At 66.7% G+C, this 17,296-nt stretch carries 19 protein-coding genes; 4 read left to right on the forward strand and 15 right to left on the reverse strand.

The features are described from left to right. The first annotated feature begins 38 nt into the window (after nt 1-38). Entirely contained in the window at nt 39-521 is a 483-nt protein-coding gene (locus G7Y49_RS04840; RefSeq protein WP_165171633.1) for an NAD(P)H-dependent oxidoreductase subunit E, read from the forward strand. After that, nucleotides 514-2,484 (forward strand): NADH-ubiquinone oxidoreductase-F iron-sulfur binding region domain-containing protein, encoded by a 1,971-nt coding sequence (locus G7Y49_RS04845; protein WP_165171635.1) that lies wholly within the window; start codon nt 514-516, stop codon nt 2,482-2,484. The genes G7Y49_RS04840 and G7Y49_RS04845 overlap by 8 nt, the downstream gene beginning before the upstream one ends. A 306-nt stretch (nt 2,485-2,790) precedes the next feature. On the opposite strand, the gene G7Y49_RS04850 is transcribed toward G7Y49_RS04845, so the two are convergent. From G7Y49_RS04850 to G7Y49_RS04860, 3 genes are all read right to left on the reverse strand, one after another. Continuing rightward, nucleotides 2,791-3,276 carry a hypothetical protein gene (locus G7Y49_RS04850; RefSeq protein WP_165171637.1) on the reverse strand — a complete coding sequence of 162 codons (486 nt, stop codon included), beginning with the start codon at nt 3,274-3,276 and terminating at the stop codon, nt 2,791-2,793. After that, nucleotides 3,276-3,785 carry a DUF3990 domain-containing protein gene (locus G7Y49_RS04855; protein ID WP_165171638.1) on the reverse strand — a complete coding sequence of 170 codons (510 nt, stop codon included), beginning with the start codon at nt 3,783-3,785 and terminating at the stop codon, nt 3,276-3,278. The genes G7Y49_RS04850 and G7Y49_RS04855 overlap by 1 nt, the downstream gene beginning before the upstream one ends. A gap of 127 nt (nt 3,786-3,912) precedes the next feature. After that, nucleotides 3,913-4,101, reverse strand: coding sequence for a hypothetical protein (locus G7Y49_RS04860; protein ID WP_165171640.1), 189 nt, complete (start codon nt 4,099-4,101; stop codon nt 3,913-3,915). Between the two features lie 428 nt (nt 4,102-4,529). Between G7Y49_RS04860 and G7Y49_RS04865 the strand changes: the two genes are divergently transcribed. Further along, entirely contained in the window at nt 4,530-4,844 is a 315-nt protein-coding gene (locus tag G7Y49_RS04865) for a type II toxin-antitoxin system RelB/DinJ family antitoxin (RefSeq protein WP_165171642.1), read from the forward strand. After that, nucleotides 4,841-5,155 (forward strand): hypothetical protein, encoded by a 315-nt coding sequence (locus G7Y49_RS04870; protein ID WP_165171644.1) that lies wholly within the window; start codon nt 4,841-4,843, stop codon nt 5,153-5,155. Before G7Y49_RS04865 ends, G7Y49_RS04870 begins: the two co-directional genes overlap by 4 nt. Before the next feature lie 115 nt (nt 5,156-5,270). Here the strand turns inward: G7Y49_RS04870 and G7Y49_RS04875 are convergent, their stop codons facing one another. The 12 genes from G7Y49_RS04875 to def all read right to left on the reverse strand — a co-directional run bounded on the left by G7Y49_RS04875 (nt 5,271) and on the right by def (nt 17,052). After that, entirely contained in the window at nt 5,271-6,944 is a 1,674-nt protein-coding gene (locus G7Y49_RS04875) for an AMP-binding protein (RefSeq protein WP_165171646.1), read from the reverse strand. 335 nt (nt 6,945-7,279) lie between these two features. Continuing rightward, nucleotides 7,280-7,828 carry a helix-turn-helix domain-containing protein gene (locus G7Y49_RS04880; protein WP_165171648.1) on the reverse strand — a complete coding sequence of 183 codons (549 nt, stop codon included), beginning with the start codon at nt 7,826-7,828 and terminating at the stop codon, nt 7,280-7,282. Nucleotides 7,829-7,830: 2 nt separating this feature from the next. Further along, the gene (locus G7Y49_RS04885) at nt 7,831-8,367 is read right to left on the reverse strand and encodes a 2-oxoacid:acceptor oxidoreductase family protein (RefSeq protein WP_165171650.1); all 537 of its coding nucleotides are present in this window, start codon (nt 8,365-8,367) and stop codon (nt 7,831-7,833) included. Then, nucleotides 8,364-9,218, reverse strand: coding sequence for a thiamine pyrophosphate-dependent enzyme (locus G7Y49_RS04890; protein ID WP_165171652.1), 855 nt, complete (start codon nt 9,216-9,218; stop codon nt 8,364-8,366). The genes G7Y49_RS04885 and G7Y49_RS04890 overlap by 4 nt, the downstream gene beginning before the upstream one ends. A 2-nt stretch (nt 9,219-9,220) precedes the next feature. Further along, the gene (locus tag G7Y49_RS04895) at nt 9,221-10,291 is read right to left on the reverse strand and encodes a 3-methyl-2-oxobutanoate dehydrogenase subunit VorB (protein WP_165171655.1); all 1,071 of its coding nucleotides are present in this window, start codon (nt 10,289-10,291) and stop codon (nt 9,221-9,223) included. A gap of 6 nt (nt 10,292-10,297) precedes the next feature. Further along, entirely contained in the window at nt 10,298-10,504 is a 207-nt protein-coding gene (locus G7Y49_RS04900) for a 4Fe-4S binding protein (protein WP_165171657.1), read from the reverse strand. 82 nt (nt 10,505-10,586) lie between these two features. Then, a complete protein-coding gene (locus tag G7Y49_RS04905) occupies nt 10,587-11,585 on the reverse strand; it encodes a ParA family protein (protein ID WP_165171659.1) in 999 nt (332 codons plus the stop codon). 1 nt (nt 11,586) lies between these two features. Continuing rightward, nucleotides 11,587-13,371 carry an AMP-binding protein gene (locus G7Y49_RS04910; RefSeq protein ID WP_165171661.1) on the reverse strand — a complete coding sequence of 595 codons (1,785 nt, stop codon included), beginning with the start codon at nt 13,369-13,371 and terminating at the stop codon, nt 11,587-11,589. A gap of 97 nt (nt 13,372-13,468) precedes the next feature. Beyond that, nucleotides 13,469-14,053, reverse strand: coding sequence for a helix-turn-helix domain-containing protein (locus tag G7Y49_RS04915; RefSeq protein WP_165171663.1), 585 nt, complete (start codon nt 14,051-14,053; stop codon nt 13,469-13,471). Between the two features lie 45 nt (nt 14,054-14,098). Continuing rightward, the gene (locus G7Y49_RS04920; RefSeq protein ID WP_165171665.1) at nt 14,099-15,556 is read right to left on the reverse strand and encodes an RsmB/NOP family class I SAM-dependent RNA methyltransferase; all 1,458 of its coding nucleotides are present in this window, start codon (nt 15,554-15,556) and stop codon (nt 14,099-14,101) included. Further along, a complete protein-coding gene (gene fmt, locus G7Y49_RS04925; protein WP_165171667.1) occupies nt 15,549-16,505 on the reverse strand; it encodes a methionyl-tRNA formyltransferase in 957 nt (318 codons plus the stop codon). Before fmt ends, G7Y49_RS04920 begins: the two co-directional genes overlap by 8 nt. Before the next feature lies 1 nt (nt 16,506). Next, nucleotides 16,507-17,052, reverse strand: coding sequence for a peptide deformylase (gene def, locus G7Y49_RS04930; protein WP_165171669.1), 546 nt, complete (start codon nt 17,050-17,052; stop codon nt 16,507-16,509). Between the last annotated feature and the right edge of the window lie 244 nt (nt 17,053-17,296).

Below are 17,296 nucleotides of genomic sequence, written 5' to 3' on the forward strand. Positions count from 1 at the left end.
GCAGGCACCCAAGTCGCCGAGCGCCTAGGTGAATTCGCATGATCGACCTTCCAGATGATATCGCCCTCGTCGATGCTGTGGACGAGGCGCTGGCGTTGCATCCCGACCCAACCGGCCAGGTCTTGGGCGTCCTTAACTACCTCCAGAAGAGGTTCCGCTACGTTCCCGACGGCGCCCTCGAGGAGCTGTCTCGCCAGACGGGCGTTGGCCTCGTACGCCTTCGCGAGGTCAGGTCCTTCTTCCATGAGTACTCCGAGGAGCCGGTGGGCGAGCACCTCGTGCTGGTCTGCGACGGGACAGCCTGCCATGCAGGAGGATCGCGGAGCATCATCCAGGCACTGGAGGGAGCCTTGGGAATCAATGTCGGCCAGACGACGGCGGACGGTTTGTTTACGCTGAGAAAGGTCGGCTGCCTGGGGTCGTGCGGCTCGGCGCCTGTCATGGTGGTCGACGCGAAGACGTATGCCCGGGTCCGGCTGACGGATGCTTCGCAGATTGCGAGGTTGATCGAGCATGCCTAGAACCGTCTCCGGGATAGTCGACAGACTGAGACGAGAGGGGGAGGTGAGGCTGCGCCCCCCTCACCTCCGCATATCCGTCGGAATGGGAACTTGCGGTCGTGCCGCCGGGTCCGAGGAGGTGTTCCTCGCGCTTTGCGACGGGATCGACAGACTTGGCCTTAGCGCCGATGTTGTCCAGGTCGGATGTAGGGGCGCATGCTGGGCGGAGCCACTCGTCGAGGTGTTCGTCCCTGGTGCGGGCAGGGCTGTATACGGCCCAGTCTATTCTTCGAGAGTCGATGAACTCCTGAAGCCCCTCGCGAAAGGTGCGCTTCCCGAATGGCTCCCTCTCAGCACGTCGTCGTCGGATGACCGCCCACTGCTCGGCGACTCTGTCCCGTCGGGAGCGTCTTCGTTCGTCGCAGCCCCCGACGACTCCCTCGATCGCATTCAAGAGAAGCGTATCTTGGGGAAATGCGGGCTCATCGTCCCCTCTTCGGCTTCCGAATATGCCGCCTGCGGCGGTTATGCGGCGCTTGTGCGGGCTTTGGACGACCTTGCTCCCACAGATGTCATTACGATGATAGAGAAGTCGGGCCTTCGCGGTCGCGGCGGTGCGGGGTTTCCGACGGGACGCAAATGGCAGCTCGCCCATGACGCTCCGTCCGAGGAGAAATACGTCATCGCAAACGGCGACGAGGGGGATCCGGGAGCGTTCATGGACCGCGGGATCATGGAAGGCGACCCCCACGCGCTCATCGAGGGCATGTTGATCTCTGGCTACGCCATCGGTGCTGCCAAGGGCTACGTGTTCACCAGATCCGAGTACCCGCAGGCCTGCGAAACGCTTCAATCAGCGCTATCCGAGGCCCGCGCAACAGGACTTCTCGGATCCGACATTGGCGGAACCGGCTTTTCGTTCGATATCTCCGTCATCCGCAGCGCGGGAGCCTACGTGTGCGGCGAGGGCACGGCAATGGTCGCCGCGATGGAAGGATATCCCGGCAGGCCGCGCAGGCGCCCCCCGCATCTGAGCGAGCGCGGGCTGTGGGGCCTACCCACCTGCATGAACAACGTGGAGACGTTGGCGAACGTGCCCTTCGTCGTCTGCCGCGGTCCTGAATGGTTTCGCTCGATCGGGACGCCCGAAAGCCCTGGTACGAAAGTGTTCTCAATCGCGGGAAACGTCGCAAGGCCCGGGTTGGTTGAGGTTCCCATGGGGGTGCCCATGAAAAAGCTCGCCTGCGCCCTGGGAAGCGCAGGATCGGATTCGGGCAAGAAGCCGTGCGAGGCAGGCGGCGAAGTTGAAGCGAAAGCATACCAAGTGGGCGGCCCTTCCGGCGTGCTCCTCCCCGCCCACCTTGACTTCAACCTTGACTTCGAGTCATTGGGCGAGGCGGGCGGCTCCATAGGATCGGGCGGCATCGTCTTCCTAGGCGAACGCTCGTGCGTCGTGGACACAGTGCGATATCTGACCGAATTCTCAAGGGACGAGTCTTGCGGCCGCTGTCCGGCGTGCAGGGACGGCCTCGCTCGAGCGGCATCCCTTCTTGAGGACATCACGTCAGGCAATGCTTCGTTGGAAAGCCTGGAGAAACTGGCAGAGACGGCACAGCACATCGAGAAAAACTCGCTTTGCGGCTTGGGCCGCCTTTCGACCAGACCCATCGTCAGCTCTCTGCGTTATTTCAGAGATGAATACGCCGCGCATGTTGAGAGATGCTGTCCCGGACTTACGTGCCAAAGCCTTATCCGCTACGAGATCGACTCCGCAATATGCACGGGTTGTCGGTGCTGCAAGCTGACGTGCCCGGCCAACGCCATCAGGGGCCGTTACGGGAAGCCGTCGACCATCGTCGAGCGTCTGTGTCTGAAGTGCGGAATGTGCACAGCGACCTGTCCCTACGCCGCGGTTGTTACCGAGTCAAACGGAGCAATTGCTCACGCTTTGCCCTCTCTCGCCTCTCACTGCAGCAAAGTCTGACGATAAGAGGAGTGTATCCGCAGCTCAGGCGCGAATACACTCCTCTTCAACTGTCAAGCCCAGGATATACGAACAAGAGATATGCAGGAAACGACGGGGAAAGCCACCGCGTCAGACGCGATCGCTTGCGTGCGTTTGGTAAACAGATGCGATTGGTTCCCCTTTCTTGCGCGCAATCGATAGCGTTTGGCACCTCATGGCGGACGCCGCACGGCGACCGTTGATATTCTGTTGGTATTTCATCGATTTACGCAAAGCGCAGCAGTGGCAATTGAGGATCTTCCCAGACCAGGATGAAGCGCCTCGCTAGGCGGCTGTCATGTCGGCAACGAGCGCGATTCGCTCGCTGGCAACCTGGTTGAGGGGGACGGGCAGCCTTCTGAAGTCGTCGCTGCCCAGCCAGTCGAGCGTGCCGTCGCACATGAGCCCGTAGAGCGCCGCGGGCTCATCGAGCTCGCTGTTGAACGATACGAGCTCCACCAGAAGAGCGGGCATCTCCGCCTCGCCCTCGACGGAGCCATAGGAGGGAATCGGAGCCGCGTCGGCGCACGCGCCGAAGCGCAGGAGCATCTCGCCGACGGCAGCCTCGAACGGAAGGGCATGGTTGCAGGGGGCGTCATCGATCAGATCAGCGATGTCGTCGTCCCCCAAGCAAAGGAGGTCGACGAGCTCCCTCAGGGTCGCTCCCATGCCCCGCGCCATTGCGAGGAGCACGGCAACCGTGTAGCGCACATCGTCGAACTCGAACCTCTTGACAACGGTCGAGCGGGTGAGGACAGGATAGGTGATCATCATCGCTCCTCAACGTCGTACGATTCCGCGAAATGAAGGAAGGGAAGAGCCTCGTCCGCGAGCATTACCTGATGGGTGGGGTAGCTGAACCGCGCCTTCCTCCAGAACTCGTCGCGCCCGATGGTTCCCGCGAGAAAGGACTCCACGAAGTTGTATACCTTGTCGTCGGCCATAGGGCCCTCGACATAGGCAAAGCCATGGGGCACTCCGCCTCGGCATGAGGCGACGAAATCGAGCCACTCGTCGCTCATCTGCGGGAACAGCAGCGAGGGGCAATTTTTCACAGCGTGGCTCTTCTCGAAGCGATAGACGGTGACGATGGGGCGAGCCTCAGGGTTTGTGCGCCTGAGGTTTCGGAACTTCCTCAGCGCCCATCGTTCCGCCTGCTCCTGCAGAAGCGTGAGATAGAAGCCTTCGCCAAAGTCTTTCGCATAGGCTCCCGCTGTGACGCGCGGCTCCCTCACCGGCAGATAGCTGCCGTGAAACAGCAGCTTGACGTCTTCAACCATCGATCTCACCTCGCTTAGGATAGTATGCCTGATGTTGATGCTTGCCGATTCCGTTTCGGAGGGCAGGCCGTAGAACCCGGCCGAGAAAGCGGAACATCGTCTTGAACAGGATCGTCTTGGCTACATCTTAAGCGGCCCTCTTCCCGATGGCAACACTCTTGTCCTTGGCCATCTCGATTACGGTTGCGGCCTTCTTGGCGATCTCCCCGACGTCGCACGCCTCCGGCTCGGGCTCGGGCCGCTCGAAGGCCTTCGCCATCGACGGGCCGCTGAAGCACCTCCTCGCCGACCAGCCCTCGCCCTGGTCCGCGAGCACCGCCTCGACGAGGCGAACGAGCGACGCCGTCGAGGGTAAGAAGAGGAAGCCAGAAGCAAACTAGACAAATTCGAGCAGGAGCACGGCGGAAATGAGGTCAAATACTTTTTCGGCGAAGACAGGCTCAACCATCAGCTGCAGACCACAATGCATAGGCTCAAGGAAGCGAGAGAGCCTTTTTCCCTCTTACCTCAAGATCTTCTATACCGTGATGTTGAGTTCAACTTCGGCGGAGTTCCGTCGCCGGATAAAGATTTTTGATCGCAACAACGTAGCAAGTTGCAATACGGCAAATCGTTATTGCGCATAGATGGTTGTTCCCTAGCAAGCAACCCCTGCTTCCATACCTATGCAGCGATACGATTACGAAGAAAGAGCAGCATGCTATAATGAAAATCCAATGGAATCCCATAGCAAAGGAGACCCGTATGTCCCTCATTCAGATCACGGTGGACGATGACGTGAGGGCGCGCGCAGACGCCGCCTTCGCGCGCAACGGCATCACCACGCCGATGGCGATGAAGATGATGGTGACGCAGGTGGCCAACGAGGGCCGCACCCCCTTCGACGGCGTGTTCACCGGGCGAGCTGCTGCTGAGCTCGCCGAGAACGTGCGCCGCGACATGGTGTACGCCGAGGCGCAGGAGCTCGGCCTCATTCCCGACGATGCCGGAGATGCCCTGCATATACCAGACGACGTCCTGGCTGCTTTGGGGATCTCCCCCGACGAGGTGGGTCAATGAGCCGCTACCTCGTCAAAGCGTCCGATCGCTTCTGGCTCGGGCTGAAGCCGCTGCGCCGGAAGTACACGCGCGAGCAGATCATCGAGATCATCGGCATCGTGAAAGACGCCATCCGCGAGCTCGCGGACAAGGGTTACGTTGATGAGGCGGGATGGGACGACCATCCGCTCGTTCACCGACCCTTCGCCGACGGATGCCACTTCGAGTTCCACATCTACGATGACGACGTGCTCGTCGTCTACTTCAAGCGCGAGAGCAAGCGAATAATCCGCATGGTGGGCATCTACGACCACGACACCCTGCCCGGCTGAACGCCATCTCACATCTCGGACGACGCGAAAAGATCGCATGCCGTAGCAGAACGGAGGGGCGCCCGCAGTTCACGGGCGCCCCTCCGACGCTCTTTGAATACGGTTGACTTCGGCGCTAGTCCACCACGCCGTCGTTCGTGCGGATGAGCTTGCGCTTGATCTTGCCGCCGATGGTCTTGGGCAGCTCGTCGGTGAACTCGACGATGCGCGGGTACTTGTACGGCGCCGTCGTCTTCTTCACGTGGTTCTGCAGCTCCTTGACCAGCTCGTCGGAGGGCTCGTACCCGCGCGCGAGCACGATGGTCGCCTTCACCACCTTGCCGCGGATGGGGTCGGGCGCGGCCGTCACCGCGCACTCCACCACGGCCGGGTGCTCCACGAGCGCGCTCTCCACCTCGAAGGGCCCGATGCGGTAGCCCGAGCACTTGATGACGTCGTCGTTGCGCCCCACGAAGAAGCAGTAGCCGTCGGAGTCGCGCCACGCCATGTCATGCAGGTTGTAGTACTCCCCGCCCACGGCCTCGCGCGTGCGCTCCTCGTCGCGGTAGTAGCCCACGAACAGGCCCGGCGGGTAGGCCTCCTTCAGGCCCGTGACGCAGATGGCGCCCTCCTCGCCGTCCTCCACCTCGACGCCGTCGTCGTCGAGCAGCTTGATGTTGAGCAGGGGCGACGGCTTGCCCATGGAGCCGGGGCGCGGCTCGACCCAGGGGAAGGTGGCCAGGAGCACCGGTCCCTCGGTCTGTCCGAAGCCCTCGCGGATCTTCTTGCCCGTGAGGCGCTCCCACTGGATGGTGACCTCGGCGTTCAGCGGCTCGCCCGCCGTGGCGAAGTTCTGCACGCTCGACAGGTCATAGGCCGCCACGTCCTCCTGCAGCATGAAGCGGTACATGGTCGGCGGCGCGCAGAACGTGGTGAGCTTGTAGTCCTGGATCTTCTGCAGCAGCTTGGTGGGCACGAACTTCATCATGTCGTACACGAACACCGTGGCGCCCGCGATCCACTGGCCGTAGATCTTGCCCCAGCCGAACTTGGCCCAGCCCGAGTCGGTCACGCTCATGTGCAGCTCGTTCTCATGCACCTGCTGCCAGTACTTGGCCGTGATGATGTGGCCCAGAGGATGCGCGAAGTTGTGGCACACCGCCTTCGCGTTGCCCGTGGTGCCGCTCGTGAAGTAGATGAGCATGATGTCCTTGCTCGTGACGCCCGCCTCGCCGGTGGGGCGCTCGAAGGCGTCGGGCTCGTCGGCGATCAGCTCGTCGAAGCTCGTCCAGCCTTCGCGCCCTCCCGCCACGACCACGCGGTTGGTGATGGTCGGCGCGTCAGGCAGCGCGAGCTCGGTCTGGGTGCACACGTAGTCGTCGTCCACGCACACCATCATCTTCACGTTCGCGCTGTTCGCGCGGTACACGATGTCCTTCTTGGTGAGCTGCAGCGACGCCGGGATGATGGTCGCGCCCAGCTTGCACAGCGCCGTGGCCACCACCCAGTACTCCCAGCGGCGGCGCAGGATGCACATGACGACGTCGCCCTTGCCGATGCCCATCTTGCGGAAGGCGTTGGCCGTCTTGTTCGACAGGCGGGAGATGTCGGTGAAGGTGAAGGTGCGCTCCTCCCCCGCGTCGTCGCACCACAGAAGCGCGCGCTTGCCGGGCTCGACGCGCGCCCACTCGTCCACCACGTCGTAGCCGAAGTTGAACACCTCGGGCACGTCGATGCGGAAGTTGGCGTAGAAGTCCTCGTACGAGTCGAACTCGATGCGGGGGCAGTATTTCTTCAAGATGTAATCCATGAGGTTCCTTGCTTCTCCTGTCCCTCCGCGTCAAAGCGCGCAGCAATGCTCAGTCGCTCAGACAGTCCTGCTCGCGCGAAATGCCCAGAGGGCATTTCGGCTCGTGCGGAACTCGCTTGGTGAGCACAGCTGTGCGTTTTGACGCTTCCTATCCTTGTGCCGAAGCACGCATAATCCCTTCGCGTCGAGGGCGTGTGGCAATGCTCAGTCGCTCAGACAGTCCTGCTCGCGCGAAATGCTTAGCAAGCATTTCGGCTCGTGCGGAACTCGCTTGGTGAGCACAGCCGCACGCCCTCGACGCTGCACACCGCGGCTCGGCGCGGACGAGCGGGCGGCTATTCGGCGATGATCGTGATGAACTTCGCGGTCTTGTCGCCGTGGCAGCGCTGGCCGTGCGGGTGCGTGGGGTTGAAGTAGATGCTGTCCCACTCGTCAAGCACGATCTCCTTGTCGTCGAAGGTCACCACGATGGAGCCCTCGATGACGAAGTTGAACTCCTGCCCCTGGTGAGAGACGAGCTTCGCCGGCTCGTCAGAGGGGTCGAGCACCACCACGAGCGGCTGCATGATCTTGTTGGAGTAGCGCCACGCCATGTCGTCGTAGTGGTAGCCCGGGTAGCGGTCGACTTCCTTGCCCTGCCCGCGGCGCACCACGTGGTAGGTGTCGAGCTTCGCCGCCGTCCCCGTGAGGATCTCGGTGAGGTCGACGCCGAACTCGTGCGCCATGTGGTAGATGGCCGAGATAGGGACGTCAGCCCCCGTCTCCTCCCAGCTCAGGTACTGCTCGACGCTCACTTCCAGCTCGCGCGCCATCTCCTCGGGCGTCATGTCGCACGCCTCGCGCAGACCCTGGATGCGCAGGCCGATCTCCTTCAGCTCGTCCATGCTCATGCCTCGATTCCCAGGCCGATGGCCTGCTTGTTCTTGTCGATGAGCGCTGCCTTGCGCGGCGGGACGCACTTCTCGATGGCCGCGTCAACGGTGGCGCGCTCGCAGAACTGCGTCTCGGCCCAGAGCTTGCCGAGCAGCACGATGTTGCCGAGGCCCTTGAGCCCCGCTCCCTCGGCGAGCGAGGTGGCGGGGACGCCCACGACCTTCACGCCCTCGCGCTCCTTGAGCTCGGGCACCATGTCGGTGTCGGCGATGACCACGCCGCCTTCGCGCACCACGTCGATGAACTTGTCGAACGACGGCTGGTTCATGGCGACGAGCACGTCGGGCGTGGTCACGAGCGGGCTGCCGATGGGCTCGTCAGACAGCGTGACCGAGCAGTTCGCCGTGCCGCCGCGCATCTCGGGGCCGTAGGAGGGCAGCCACGACAGCTCGCGGTTCTCGATGAGGCCCGCGTACGCCATCACCTTGCCGGCGAAGAGCACGCCCTGCCCGCCGAAGCCGGCGAGCACGATCTGAAGCTCGCGACTCATCGCGCACCTCCTTCCGCCATCGCCTCGGGGTGTGCGATGGGACATGCGGCGCTGCGGGCCGCGGCGGCCTCGGCGGCGTTCGCGAAGCCGTCGGCCACCACGTCCTTGTAGACGCCGAGCGGGTAGTACGGCAGCATGTTCTCGCGCATCCACGCAAACGCGTCCTGCGGCGTCATGCCCCAGTTCGTGGGGCAGGTGGAGACCACCTCGACGAGCGAGTAGCCGCGGCCCTCGACCTGCGTCTGGAACGCCTTCTTGATCGCGCGCTTGGCCTTGCGCACGTTCTTCGGCGTGTCCACGGTCACGCGCTCGAGGTACGCCACGCCGTCGAGCGAGCTCAGAAGCTCGCACACGCGCACGGGATAGCCCGCCGTGGCCACGTCGCGGCCGTAGGGCGAGGTCTGCGTCACCTGGTTCGGCAGCGACGTGGGGGCCATCTGGCCGCCCGTCATGCCGTAGATGGCGTTGTTGATGAAGATGATGGTGATGTTCTCGCCGCGCGTGGCCGCGTGCACCGTCTCGGCCATGCCGATGGAGGCCAAGTCACCGTCGCCCTGGTAGGCGAACACCACGTTGCCGGGGTGGACGCGCTTCACGGCGGTGGCCACCGCCGGGGCGCGCCCGTGCGCAGCCTCGATCATGTCGCAGCCGTAGAAGTCGTACGCCATGACCGAGCAGCCCACCGGCGCGATGCCGACCGTGCGCCCCTCGACGTCAAGCTCGTCGAGGGTCTCGGCCACCAGGCGCTGCACGATGCCGTGCGCGCAGCCCGGGCAGTAGTTCGTCACCACGGGAAGCAGCGCGTGCGGGCGCTCGAAGACGACCTTCGCTTCCTTCTTTTCCTCGGTCATGCTTACTCACCGACCTTCTCGCTCAGCGCGCAGATGCGCTCCAGTACCTCGTCAGGCGTGGGGATCACGCCGCCCGTGCGGCCGTAGAAGTCAACCGGCGCCCGCCCGCTGACGGCCAGGCGCACGTCGTCGACCATCTGGCCCATGTTCATCTCGACGCTCAAGTATGCCTTGGCGGTGGGGATCGTCTCCTCGAGGACGCGCTTGGGGAACGGCCACAGCGTCACGGGACGCAGGAGCCCCGCCTTCACGCCGCGCTCGCGGGCGGCGTTCACGGCGCTGCGCGCCACGCGGCTCGCCGCGCCGAAGGCGACGACCACCACGTCGGCGTCCTCGGTCAGGTAGGTCTCCGCGCACTGCTCGTCGCGCTCGATCACCGCGTAGCGCTCGTAGCGCTCGAAGTTGAGCTTCTCGAGCTCGTCGGCGGTGAGGTACAGCGAGTTGATCACGTTGTGCGGGCGCTGGTGCGCATGCCCGGTGGTCGCCCAGGGCTTCTCGGGCAGCGTCGCCGGGTCGATGGGCTCGGGCAGCACCACGGGCTCCATCATCTGGCCGAGCATGCCGTCGCCGAGGATCATCACGGGCGTGCGGTACTTGTCGGCCACGTCGAAGGCGCTGTAAGCCAGATCGGCCATCTCCTGCACGGTCGAGGGCGCGTACACCACGATGTGGAAGTCGCCGTGGCCGAGCGCGCGCGTGGCCTGCCAGTAGTCGGACTGCGAGGGCTGGATGCCGCCGAGGCCCGGGCCGCCGCGCTGGATGTTGATGATGACGCCCGGCAGGTCGGCGCCCGCCATGTAGGACACGCCCTCGCCCTTGAGCGAGACGCCCGGGCTCGAGGACGACGTCATCACGCGCGCGCCGGCAGCCGCGGCGCCGTAGACCATGTTGATGGCCGCCACCTCGCTCTCGGCCTGCAGGTAGGTGCCCCCCACCTTCGGCATGCGCTTGGACATGTACGCCGCGAGCTCGGTCTGCGGCGTGATGGGATAGCCGAAGAAGAAGCGGCATCCCGCGCGCATGGCGCTTTCCGCAAGGGCCTCGTTGCCCTTCATGAGAACTTTCTCTGCCACCTCAACCTACCTTTCCACCGTGATGGCCACGTCGGGGCACATGAGCGCGCAGGACGTGCAGCCCGTGCATGCTCCCTCGTCCGTGCAATGGGCCGGATGATAGCCCTTCGGCGTGATGCGCGCCGGGTCGAGCTCGATGATGTGGACCGGGCAGGCGTCAACGCACAGGCCGCAGCCCTTGCAGAAGCCCTCGTCCACGATGATTCGTGCCATGATTTACCTCTTTCTTTGCTAAAGCGCAGGGGCCGAACGTCCGAAGACGACGACCCCTGCGAGGTTAACCTATGCTGCGCCCTCATTCCCAGGGCGTCTTCACACGCAGCTCAACAGGATACAGGTTGAAGGCGCCTCGCAACGATGACAGTTCGTCGGATTCTGGCTGAGTGAGCGTTTTTGGCGCCGTAACGCACAGGAGCGGGAGCCCTGCGGCGTCGGCGACCGCTTGCGCGAACGCCGCGCCGCGCGCCACCACCTCGCCGGTGGTGTCGGCCTTGAGGTGCGCGTTGCTCACGACGCCGGTGGCGCGCAGATGCGCCGCGCGCTCGATCTCGGCGAGCACCTCGAGGGCCTCTTCGGGCTCCTGCGTCAGGTTGCGGAAGCGGTTCACCACGTAGACCAGCGCGTAGGGGCCCGCCGCCACGTGGCGCGCGAAGCGGCCGAGCGCCATGGCGCCCGCGTCGTCGCCGCCCGCGTCGATGATGACGACGGTGCGGGGCGACGGCGCGGCGTCGATGCGATCGCGTCCGCCGCCCCGGCACGGCGCAGAGCTCAGTCGCTCGAACAGTCCTGCTCGCTCGAAAGCGCCGCCGGCGCTTTCGGCTCGTGCGGAACTCGCTTGGTGAGCACCGCGCCGCGCCGGGTCGGCTTCGGAGCCGTCTTCGCTCGAGGACGCGCCCTCCGCGCCTTCCGCAACGCCCCCCGCATCCTCAGCCGCCGCGTCGGCGTAGGCGCGCTCGACGGCGGGGACGACGGCGCCCGTGAGGGACGGCACGTCGAGGCTCGACCCCGCCTCGGCGAACACGGGCGCCACCACGTCGACGCCCGCCTCCTCGAGCACGCCGCGGTACTCGGTCGAGCGGAAGTACGGGTTCACCACGTCGAGGTCGACGAGCGTGACGTCATGCCCCGCCCGCGCGGCGTCGATCGCCAGGTTGATCGCGAGGTTCGTCTTGCCCACGCCGTAATGGCCCGCCACCACGTTCACCGGGGCGAGCGCGAAGGGCACGCCGCCGGCGCGCTCCGCGCCCGCGGCGCGTGCCGCGGCGCAGGCAGAGGCGCAGGCGTCCGCGACCATGCTACACCAGCCCCTCGGGGGTCGCCTTGCCCGCGGCCTCGTCCGCCTCGCGGATGGCCACGCGGCGGATCTTCCCGTTGACGGTGCGCGGCAGCTCGTCCACGTACTCCACGATGCGCGGGTACTTGTACGGCGCCGTCTTGTTCTTCACCCACTTCTGCAGCTCGCGCGTGAGCGCCTCGGACGGCACGAACCCCTCGGCGAGGACCACGGTGGCCTTCACGGCCTTGCCGCGCACCTCGTCGGGCACGCCCGTGACGGCGCACTCGCGCACGGCGTCGTGCTCGAGCATGACGCTCTCGATCTCAAAGGGGCCGATGCGGTAGCCGCTCGACTTGATGACGTCGTCGTTGCGGCCCACGTACCAGTAGTAGCCGTCCTCGTCAGCCCACGCGGTGTCGCCGGTGTGGTACCAGCCGTCGTGCATCGCAGCGGCGGTCTTGGCCGGGTCGCGGTAGTACTCCATCATGATGCCCGCCGGGTGCGGGTCGATGTTGATGCAGATCTCGCCCGTCTCGCCCACGCTGCACTCCGTGCCGTCCTCGCGCAGAATGGCCACGCGGTACAGCGGCACGGGCTTGCCCATCGAGCCCGCGCGCGGCGTGGAGTTCGTGAGGTTCGCGATGGTGAGCGGCGTCTCGGTCTGGCCGAAGCCCTCGTAGATGGTGAGCCCCGTGTGCTCCTTCCAGAAGTCGAACAGGTCGGGGTTGAGCGCCTCGCCCGCCGTGGTGGAGTACTCGAGCGTGCTCAGGTCGAACGCGTCGATGTCCTCCTGCATCATGAGGCGGTACATGGTCGGCGGGCAGCACAGCGTGGTGATGTGGTACCTGCCCACGAGCGAGAGGATCTCGGCGGGGTGGAAGCGGTCGAAGTCGTACGTGAACACGCACGCCTCCATGAGCCACTGGCCGTAGTACTTGCCCCACACGGCCTTGCCCCAGCCCGTGTCGGCGATGGTGAAGTGGATGCCGTCCGGGCGCACGTTGTGCCAGTGCTTCGCCGTGATCAAGTGCCCGATCGCGTACCCGCTGTCATGCAGCACCATCTTGGGGTTGCCCGACGTGCCGCTCGAGAAGTACATGAGCATGGGGTCGGCCGCGCGCGTCTCGCGGCGGGCGAAGTCGGCCGAGGCCGCGCGCACGCCGGTGTTGAAGTCGTGCCACCCCTCGCGCTCGACGGGCGCGGCGCAGACGCCCTCCTCGCCCGACAGGGTGCTTCCCACGAGCTCGCCTTCCGCCACCTGGAGGTTGCCCGCCTCGTCGCGCGGGGTGAGGCCCGCGCCCGGCGAGTTCACCAGGACGCGCGTCACGAGGCTGGGGCACTCGTCGGCCACAGCGTCCACCACGTTCGCGATGTCGCCGGCGTTCGTGCAGATGACGGCCTTGATGTCCGCGCCGTTCACACGGTAGGTGAGGTCATGCTCCTTGAGCATGAAGGTGGCGGGCACCATGACGGCGCCGAGCTTGGCAAGCGCGGTGGCCACGAACCAGAACTGGTAGTGGCGGCGCAGGATGACCATCACGTAGTCCCCCCGCCCGATGCCGAGGCTCGCCAGGTAGTTCGCCGTCTTGTCCGACCACGTCTTCATGTCGGCGAAGGTGAAGGTGTGCTGCTCGCCCTCGGGGTTGCACCACACCATGGCGCGCCGGTCGGGGTCGGCGACGGCGATGTCGTCGACCACGTCGTAGCCGAAGTTGAAGTCCTCGGGGTAGTGTACGTCGAAGGAGGTGAGCAGGCCCTTCTCGTCGTAGGACTCGCTCACGTAGCGAAGGTTGATGTTTCTCATGGTAGTATTCCTCAGCGATCAGGGCGCAGCGGCCTTACGTCGCTGCGCGAAGCGAACAAGACGGCATTTGTTAGGCGCTGGCGCGTCTGCGCAGCGCCTAAATAATCTTGTCCTCGTGAGGCTTGAGAACAATGGCCAGGAAGACGCACGGCTCGCCGCCGACGGCGATCATGCCGTGGCCGCGGCCGGAGTCGTACATGAGCATGTCGCCCGCCTCGAGCTCCTCGACGTGCTCCTCGTAGGCGAAGCGCATCTTGCCCGAGATGATGAAGTCGATCTCCTGCCCCTCATGGCGCGACAGGTGGATGGGCACGCCCTGCTCCTCCTCGAGGTAGGGCGCCGTGACCAGGAAGGGCTCGGCGAGCTTGTGGCGGAAGTGCGGCGCCTTGTGCAGGTACTCGAAGCCGGCGCGGCGCTTGATGGACAGCCCGTCATGCGCGCGCGTGAGCGAGTAGCCCGTCAGGTGCGGGTTCTCGCCGGTGAGTATCTCGATCACGTCGACGCCGAACTTCTCGGCGCACTTGTAGAGGAAGGTGAAGGACAGGTCGTGCTCGCCCGACTCCTGCGCGGCGTACTCGGCCACCGAGCGCCCCGTGGCGTCAGCCATCTCCTGCATCGACAGGTCCATGTCCTCACGCAGCGCGCGAATGCGATTTGCCACCTCTTTGATGTTCGGTTCCACGATCTATCCTCCTTCACGTCTCGTCGTGGGCCAATTGAGAGCGTATTATAGCGCTTTGCGGCGCATGATGGCGCAGAAGTGCCCGTCAGTTCCGCCGGACGTCACGCGGGTGGCGAAGGCGGCCTGCCCGCGCACGGGCACCAGCTCGAACCCTTCCCCGTGCGCGCCCTTGAGGAAGCTGGCCACCACGTGGGCGTTCTCCTCGGGAAGCACCGTGCAGGTGGCGTACGCGAGCATGCCGCCGGGCGCCACGTGCGCCGCGGCGCTCTCGAGCAGGCTCAGGCCGAGCCGCGCGTGGTCGGTGACCACGTCGGGGCGCAGCCGCCAGCGGATCTCGGGGTGCCGGCGCAGCGTGCCGAGCCCCGAGCAGGGGGCGTCGATGAACACCACGTCGAAGGCGCGGTCGCCGACCGCCTCGCCAAGCCGCGCGGCGTCGCCCGTGAGGGCCTCCTCGAGGTGCACGCCGTAGTCGCTTGCGCGGTCGGCGAGCAGGCTGGTCTTGAAGCCGTGGTTGTCGATCGTCACGTAGCCGTCGACCTGCGCGCCGTATCGGCGCTGCGCGTTGCTCTGGATGAGGATGGTCTTGGTGCCGCGCCCGGCGCCCACCTCCAGAAACGACGCGGGCCTGTCCGCGGGCAGCACGAGGCTCGCCACCGCCTGGGAGGCCGCGTCGCTCACGAGCAGGCACCCGTTGGCGATGTGGCGCTTCACGCGGCCGTCGAGCAGGGCGCGCCCGCCGGCGAGGCGGTAGCAGCCCGCGACGCGCGCGCCGTCGACCTCCACGGGCTCGGGCGCGGCGCAGGCGGCCTCGAGGTCGGCCACGACCTCGTCCTCCACCTCGGGCGTCGCCTTCGCGGCGCACACGGCCGCGTACAGCGGCGCCGGCTCGTTCGACGCCTTGATGAGCTCGTGCGCGTCCTGCGCGCCGAGGTCGGACACGAGGCGCGCGGCGAGCCAGGCGGGGAAGCCGTGCAGGCGCGCGTAGGCCGCCGCGTCGGCGGCGGGGTTCCCGAAGGGGAAGCTCGCCTTGGAGGCGGCCACCTTGCGCAGCACGGCGTTTGCCACGCCGCCCGCGCGCGGGGCGATGCCGCGCACGAGCTCGACGCCCTGGTCGACGGCGGCGTGCGGGCTCTTGTCGAGGAAGAGGATCTCGTAGGCGCTGATCTGGAGCGCGTCGCGCACGTCGGGCGTGACGTCGTGCGGGGTGCGCATGCAGCGGTTGAGCACCTCGTCGAGCACGCCTCTGGTGCTCACCACGCCGAGCACGAGGCGCGTGGCGAACGCGCGGTCCTCGGGGCTCAGGCGCGCCACGTCGACCGTCTTCTCCATGACGTCCTGCGCGAAGGCGTCGCGCTCGCGCAGGATGCGCACGGCCTCGAGCGCCGAGGTGCGCGCGGGCGAGGCGCCCTTCGCCCCGCCGCGCCCGCGATGGGCGCCGCCGCCCTGCCCGCGCCCGCCGCGGCCCGACTGCGTGAAGCTCCTCTTGTTGGCTCGCTCACCCATGGCGCCTCCCCCACTTCGCGTCGCCCTCGCGCAGCGCGGGCACGCCCGCGGCGAACGCCTTCGCGTCCATGTCCTTCTTCCCGTCCGGCTTGAGGGCGCGCACCTCGAGCACGCCGGCGGCGCAGCCCAGGAAGAGGCGCTTGCCCGCGAAGAGCGTTGATCCCGCGCCGAGGCCGCGCGCCGCCTCGGGCAGCTCCCCGTCCGCCGCGAGCCGCGCCGACGTCACGGTGACGCCGCGCTCGGCGATGGCGCAGCGCGCCGGGTGCGCCGCGCTCGAGGCCTGCACGCGCCGCGCGTTCACGTCGGCCGCCGCCTCCGGGTCCAGGTCGAGCTCGCCCTTGGCGATCTTGTCCGCGTAGGTGACGAGCGCCTCGTCCTGGCGGGTCCAGCGCGCGGCGCCCTCCTCCACGTGCGCGAGCGCCGTGATGAGCGCGCGGGCGCCGAGGTTCGCCAGCTCGTCGCTGAGCCCCTCGGCGCCGAGGTCCCCCACGGGGACGCGGCGGCTCACGCAGAAGTCGCCCGTGTCAAGGCCCTCCTCCATGCGCATGATGCACACGCCCGCCTCCGCGTCGCCCGCCAGGATGGCGCGCTCGACGGGCGCGGCGCCGCGCCAGCGCGGCAAGAGCGAGCCGTGCACGTTCAAGCAGCCGAGGCGCGGGATGTCGAGCACCTCGCGCGGCAGGATGGCGCCGTAGGCCGCCACGCAGATGACGTCGGGCTCAAGGGCGGCGAGGGCGGCCTGCTCCTCGGCGCTGCGCAGCGAGCGCGGCGTGAGGACGAGCAGGCCGAGCGCGCACGCGAGCTCCTTCACCGGCGAGGGGACGAGCTTCTTGCCGCGGCCGCGCACGGCGTCGGGGCGCGTGTAGACGCCCACCACGTCATGTGCGGCCGCAAGCTCCTCGAGCACGGTGGCGGCGAAGGGCGGCGTGCCCATGAAGACGATGCGCAACCTACTTCACCTCGATCGACGTGTCGCCGGGGCGGGCGCCCTGGGCGCGCGCCTCCTCGTAGGCGCGCAACGCCTCGATGCGGGTCACGGGGTCGCAGCTCTCGAAGAGCGTGCGGCCGTTCAAGTGGTCGATCTCGTGCTGCAGGCAGCGGCCGAGCAGGCCGTCGCCCTCGACCTCCCAGAGGTCGCCGGCGAGGTCGTAGTAGCGCACGCGCGCCCAGGGCTGGCGCGCGACGGGCACGGAGATGCCCGGGCAGGACAGGCAGCCCTCGCCCGCCGTCTCCGGCTCGCCCTGGAGCTCGACGATCTCGGGGTTCACGAGCACGAGCGGCTCCTGCGAGGACTTGACGTCCGGGTCGTAGTCCACGTCGATCACGACGAGGCGCTTCGTGACGCCCACCTGCGGCGCGGCGATGCCGCAGCCGGAGTTCTTGTACATGGCGTGCGCCATCTGCTTGGCGAGGCGCTCGAGCGACTTGTCGCCCGGCGTGCAGGGCTCGCACACCGTGGCGAGGATGGGGTCAGGTGACACAACTATCTTCAACATGCTGCTTCCTTAGCTTTAGCTGCGGTTATGCCCGCGAAAAAACGCTTCGCCTATTGTCCGCGAGCTCGCGCGCGCTGTCCAGCGTCGGCGTGAAAACTCTACGAACGCGCTCAGCGGGCGGATGCGGGGCGCACGCGGGCGCCGCGGGTCCGCTCACGCGCGGCCGTGCGGGCGCGAGCGGCCGTGCGGGCGCAGGCAGCCGCGCCCCCTAGCCGCGCCCCCGAGCCGCGCGCTAGTCGTGGTG

Source organism: Adlercreutzia sp. ZJ242 (genome assembly GCF_011038995.1).
Lineage (GTDB): Bacteria > Actinomycetota > Coriobacteriia > Coriobacteriales > Eggerthellaceae > CAAEEV01.

What these genes read in the sequence shown, in the direction of transcription:
- G7Y49_RS04850 (WP_165171637.1), bottom strand. Translation starts at nt 3,276, where the DNA reads ATGATCACCTATCCTGTCCTCACCCGCTCGACCGTTGTCAAGAGGTTC.
- G7Y49_RS04875 (WP_165171646.1), bottom strand. Translation starts at nt 6,944, where the DNA reads ATGGATTACATCTTGAAGAAATACTGCCCCCGCATCGAGTTCGACTCG.
- G7Y49_RS04910 (WP_165171661.1), bottom strand. Translation starts at nt 13,371, where the DNA reads ATGAGAAACATCAACCTTCGCTACGTGAGCGAGTCCTACGACGAGAAG.
- G7Y49_RS04905 (WP_165171659.1), bottom strand. Translation starts at nt 11,585, where the DNA reads ATGGTCGCGGACGCCTGCGCCTCTGCCTGCGCCGCGGCACGCGCCGCG.
- G7Y49_RS04890 (WP_165171652.1), bottom strand. Translation starts at nt 9,218, where the DNA reads ATGACCGAGGAAAAGAAGGAAGCGAAGGTCGTCTTCGAGCGCCCGCAC.
- G7Y49_RS04900 (WP_165171657.1), bottom strand. Translation starts at nt 10,504, where the DNA reads ATGGCACGAATCATCGTGGACGAGGGCTTCTGCAAGGGCTGCGGCCTG.
- G7Y49_RS04880 (WP_165171648.1), bottom strand. Translation starts at nt 7,828, where the DNA reads ATGGACGAGCTGAAGGAGATCGGCCTGCGCATCCAGGGTCTGCGCGAG.
- G7Y49_RS04920 (WP_165171665.1), bottom strand. Translation starts at nt 15,556, where the DNA reads ATGGGTGAGCGAGCCAACAAGAGGAGCTTCACGCAGTCGGGCCGCGGC.
- G7Y49_RS04845 (WP_165171635.1), top strand. Translation starts at nt 514, where the DNA reads ATGCCTAGAACCGTCTCCGGGATAGTCGACAGACTGAGACGAGAGGGG.
- G7Y49_RS04865 (WP_165171642.1), top strand. Translation starts at nt 4,530, where the DNA reads ATGTCCCTCATTCAGATCACGGTGGACGATGACGTGAGGGCGCGCGCA.
- G7Y49_RS04855 (WP_165171638.1), bottom strand. Translation starts at nt 3,785, where the DNA reads ATGGTTGAAGACGTCAAGCTGCTGTTTCACGGCAGCTATCTGCCGGTG.
- G7Y49_RS04840 (WP_165171633.1), top strand. Translation starts at nt 39, where the DNA reads ATGATCGACCTTCCAGATGATATCGCCCTCGTCGATGCTGTGGACGAG.
- G7Y49_RS04870 (WP_165171644.1), top strand. Translation starts at nt 4,841, where the DNA reads ATGAGCCGCTACCTCGTCAAAGCGTCCGATCGCTTCTGGCTCGGGCTG.
- def (WP_165171669.1), bottom strand. Translation starts at nt 17,052, where the DNA reads ATGTTGAAGATAGTTGTGTCACCTGACCCCATCCTCGCCACGGTGTGC.
- G7Y49_RS04885 (WP_165171650.1), bottom strand. Translation starts at nt 8,367, where the DNA reads ATGAGTCGCGAGCTTCAGATCGTGCTCGCCGGCTTCGGCGGGCAGGGC.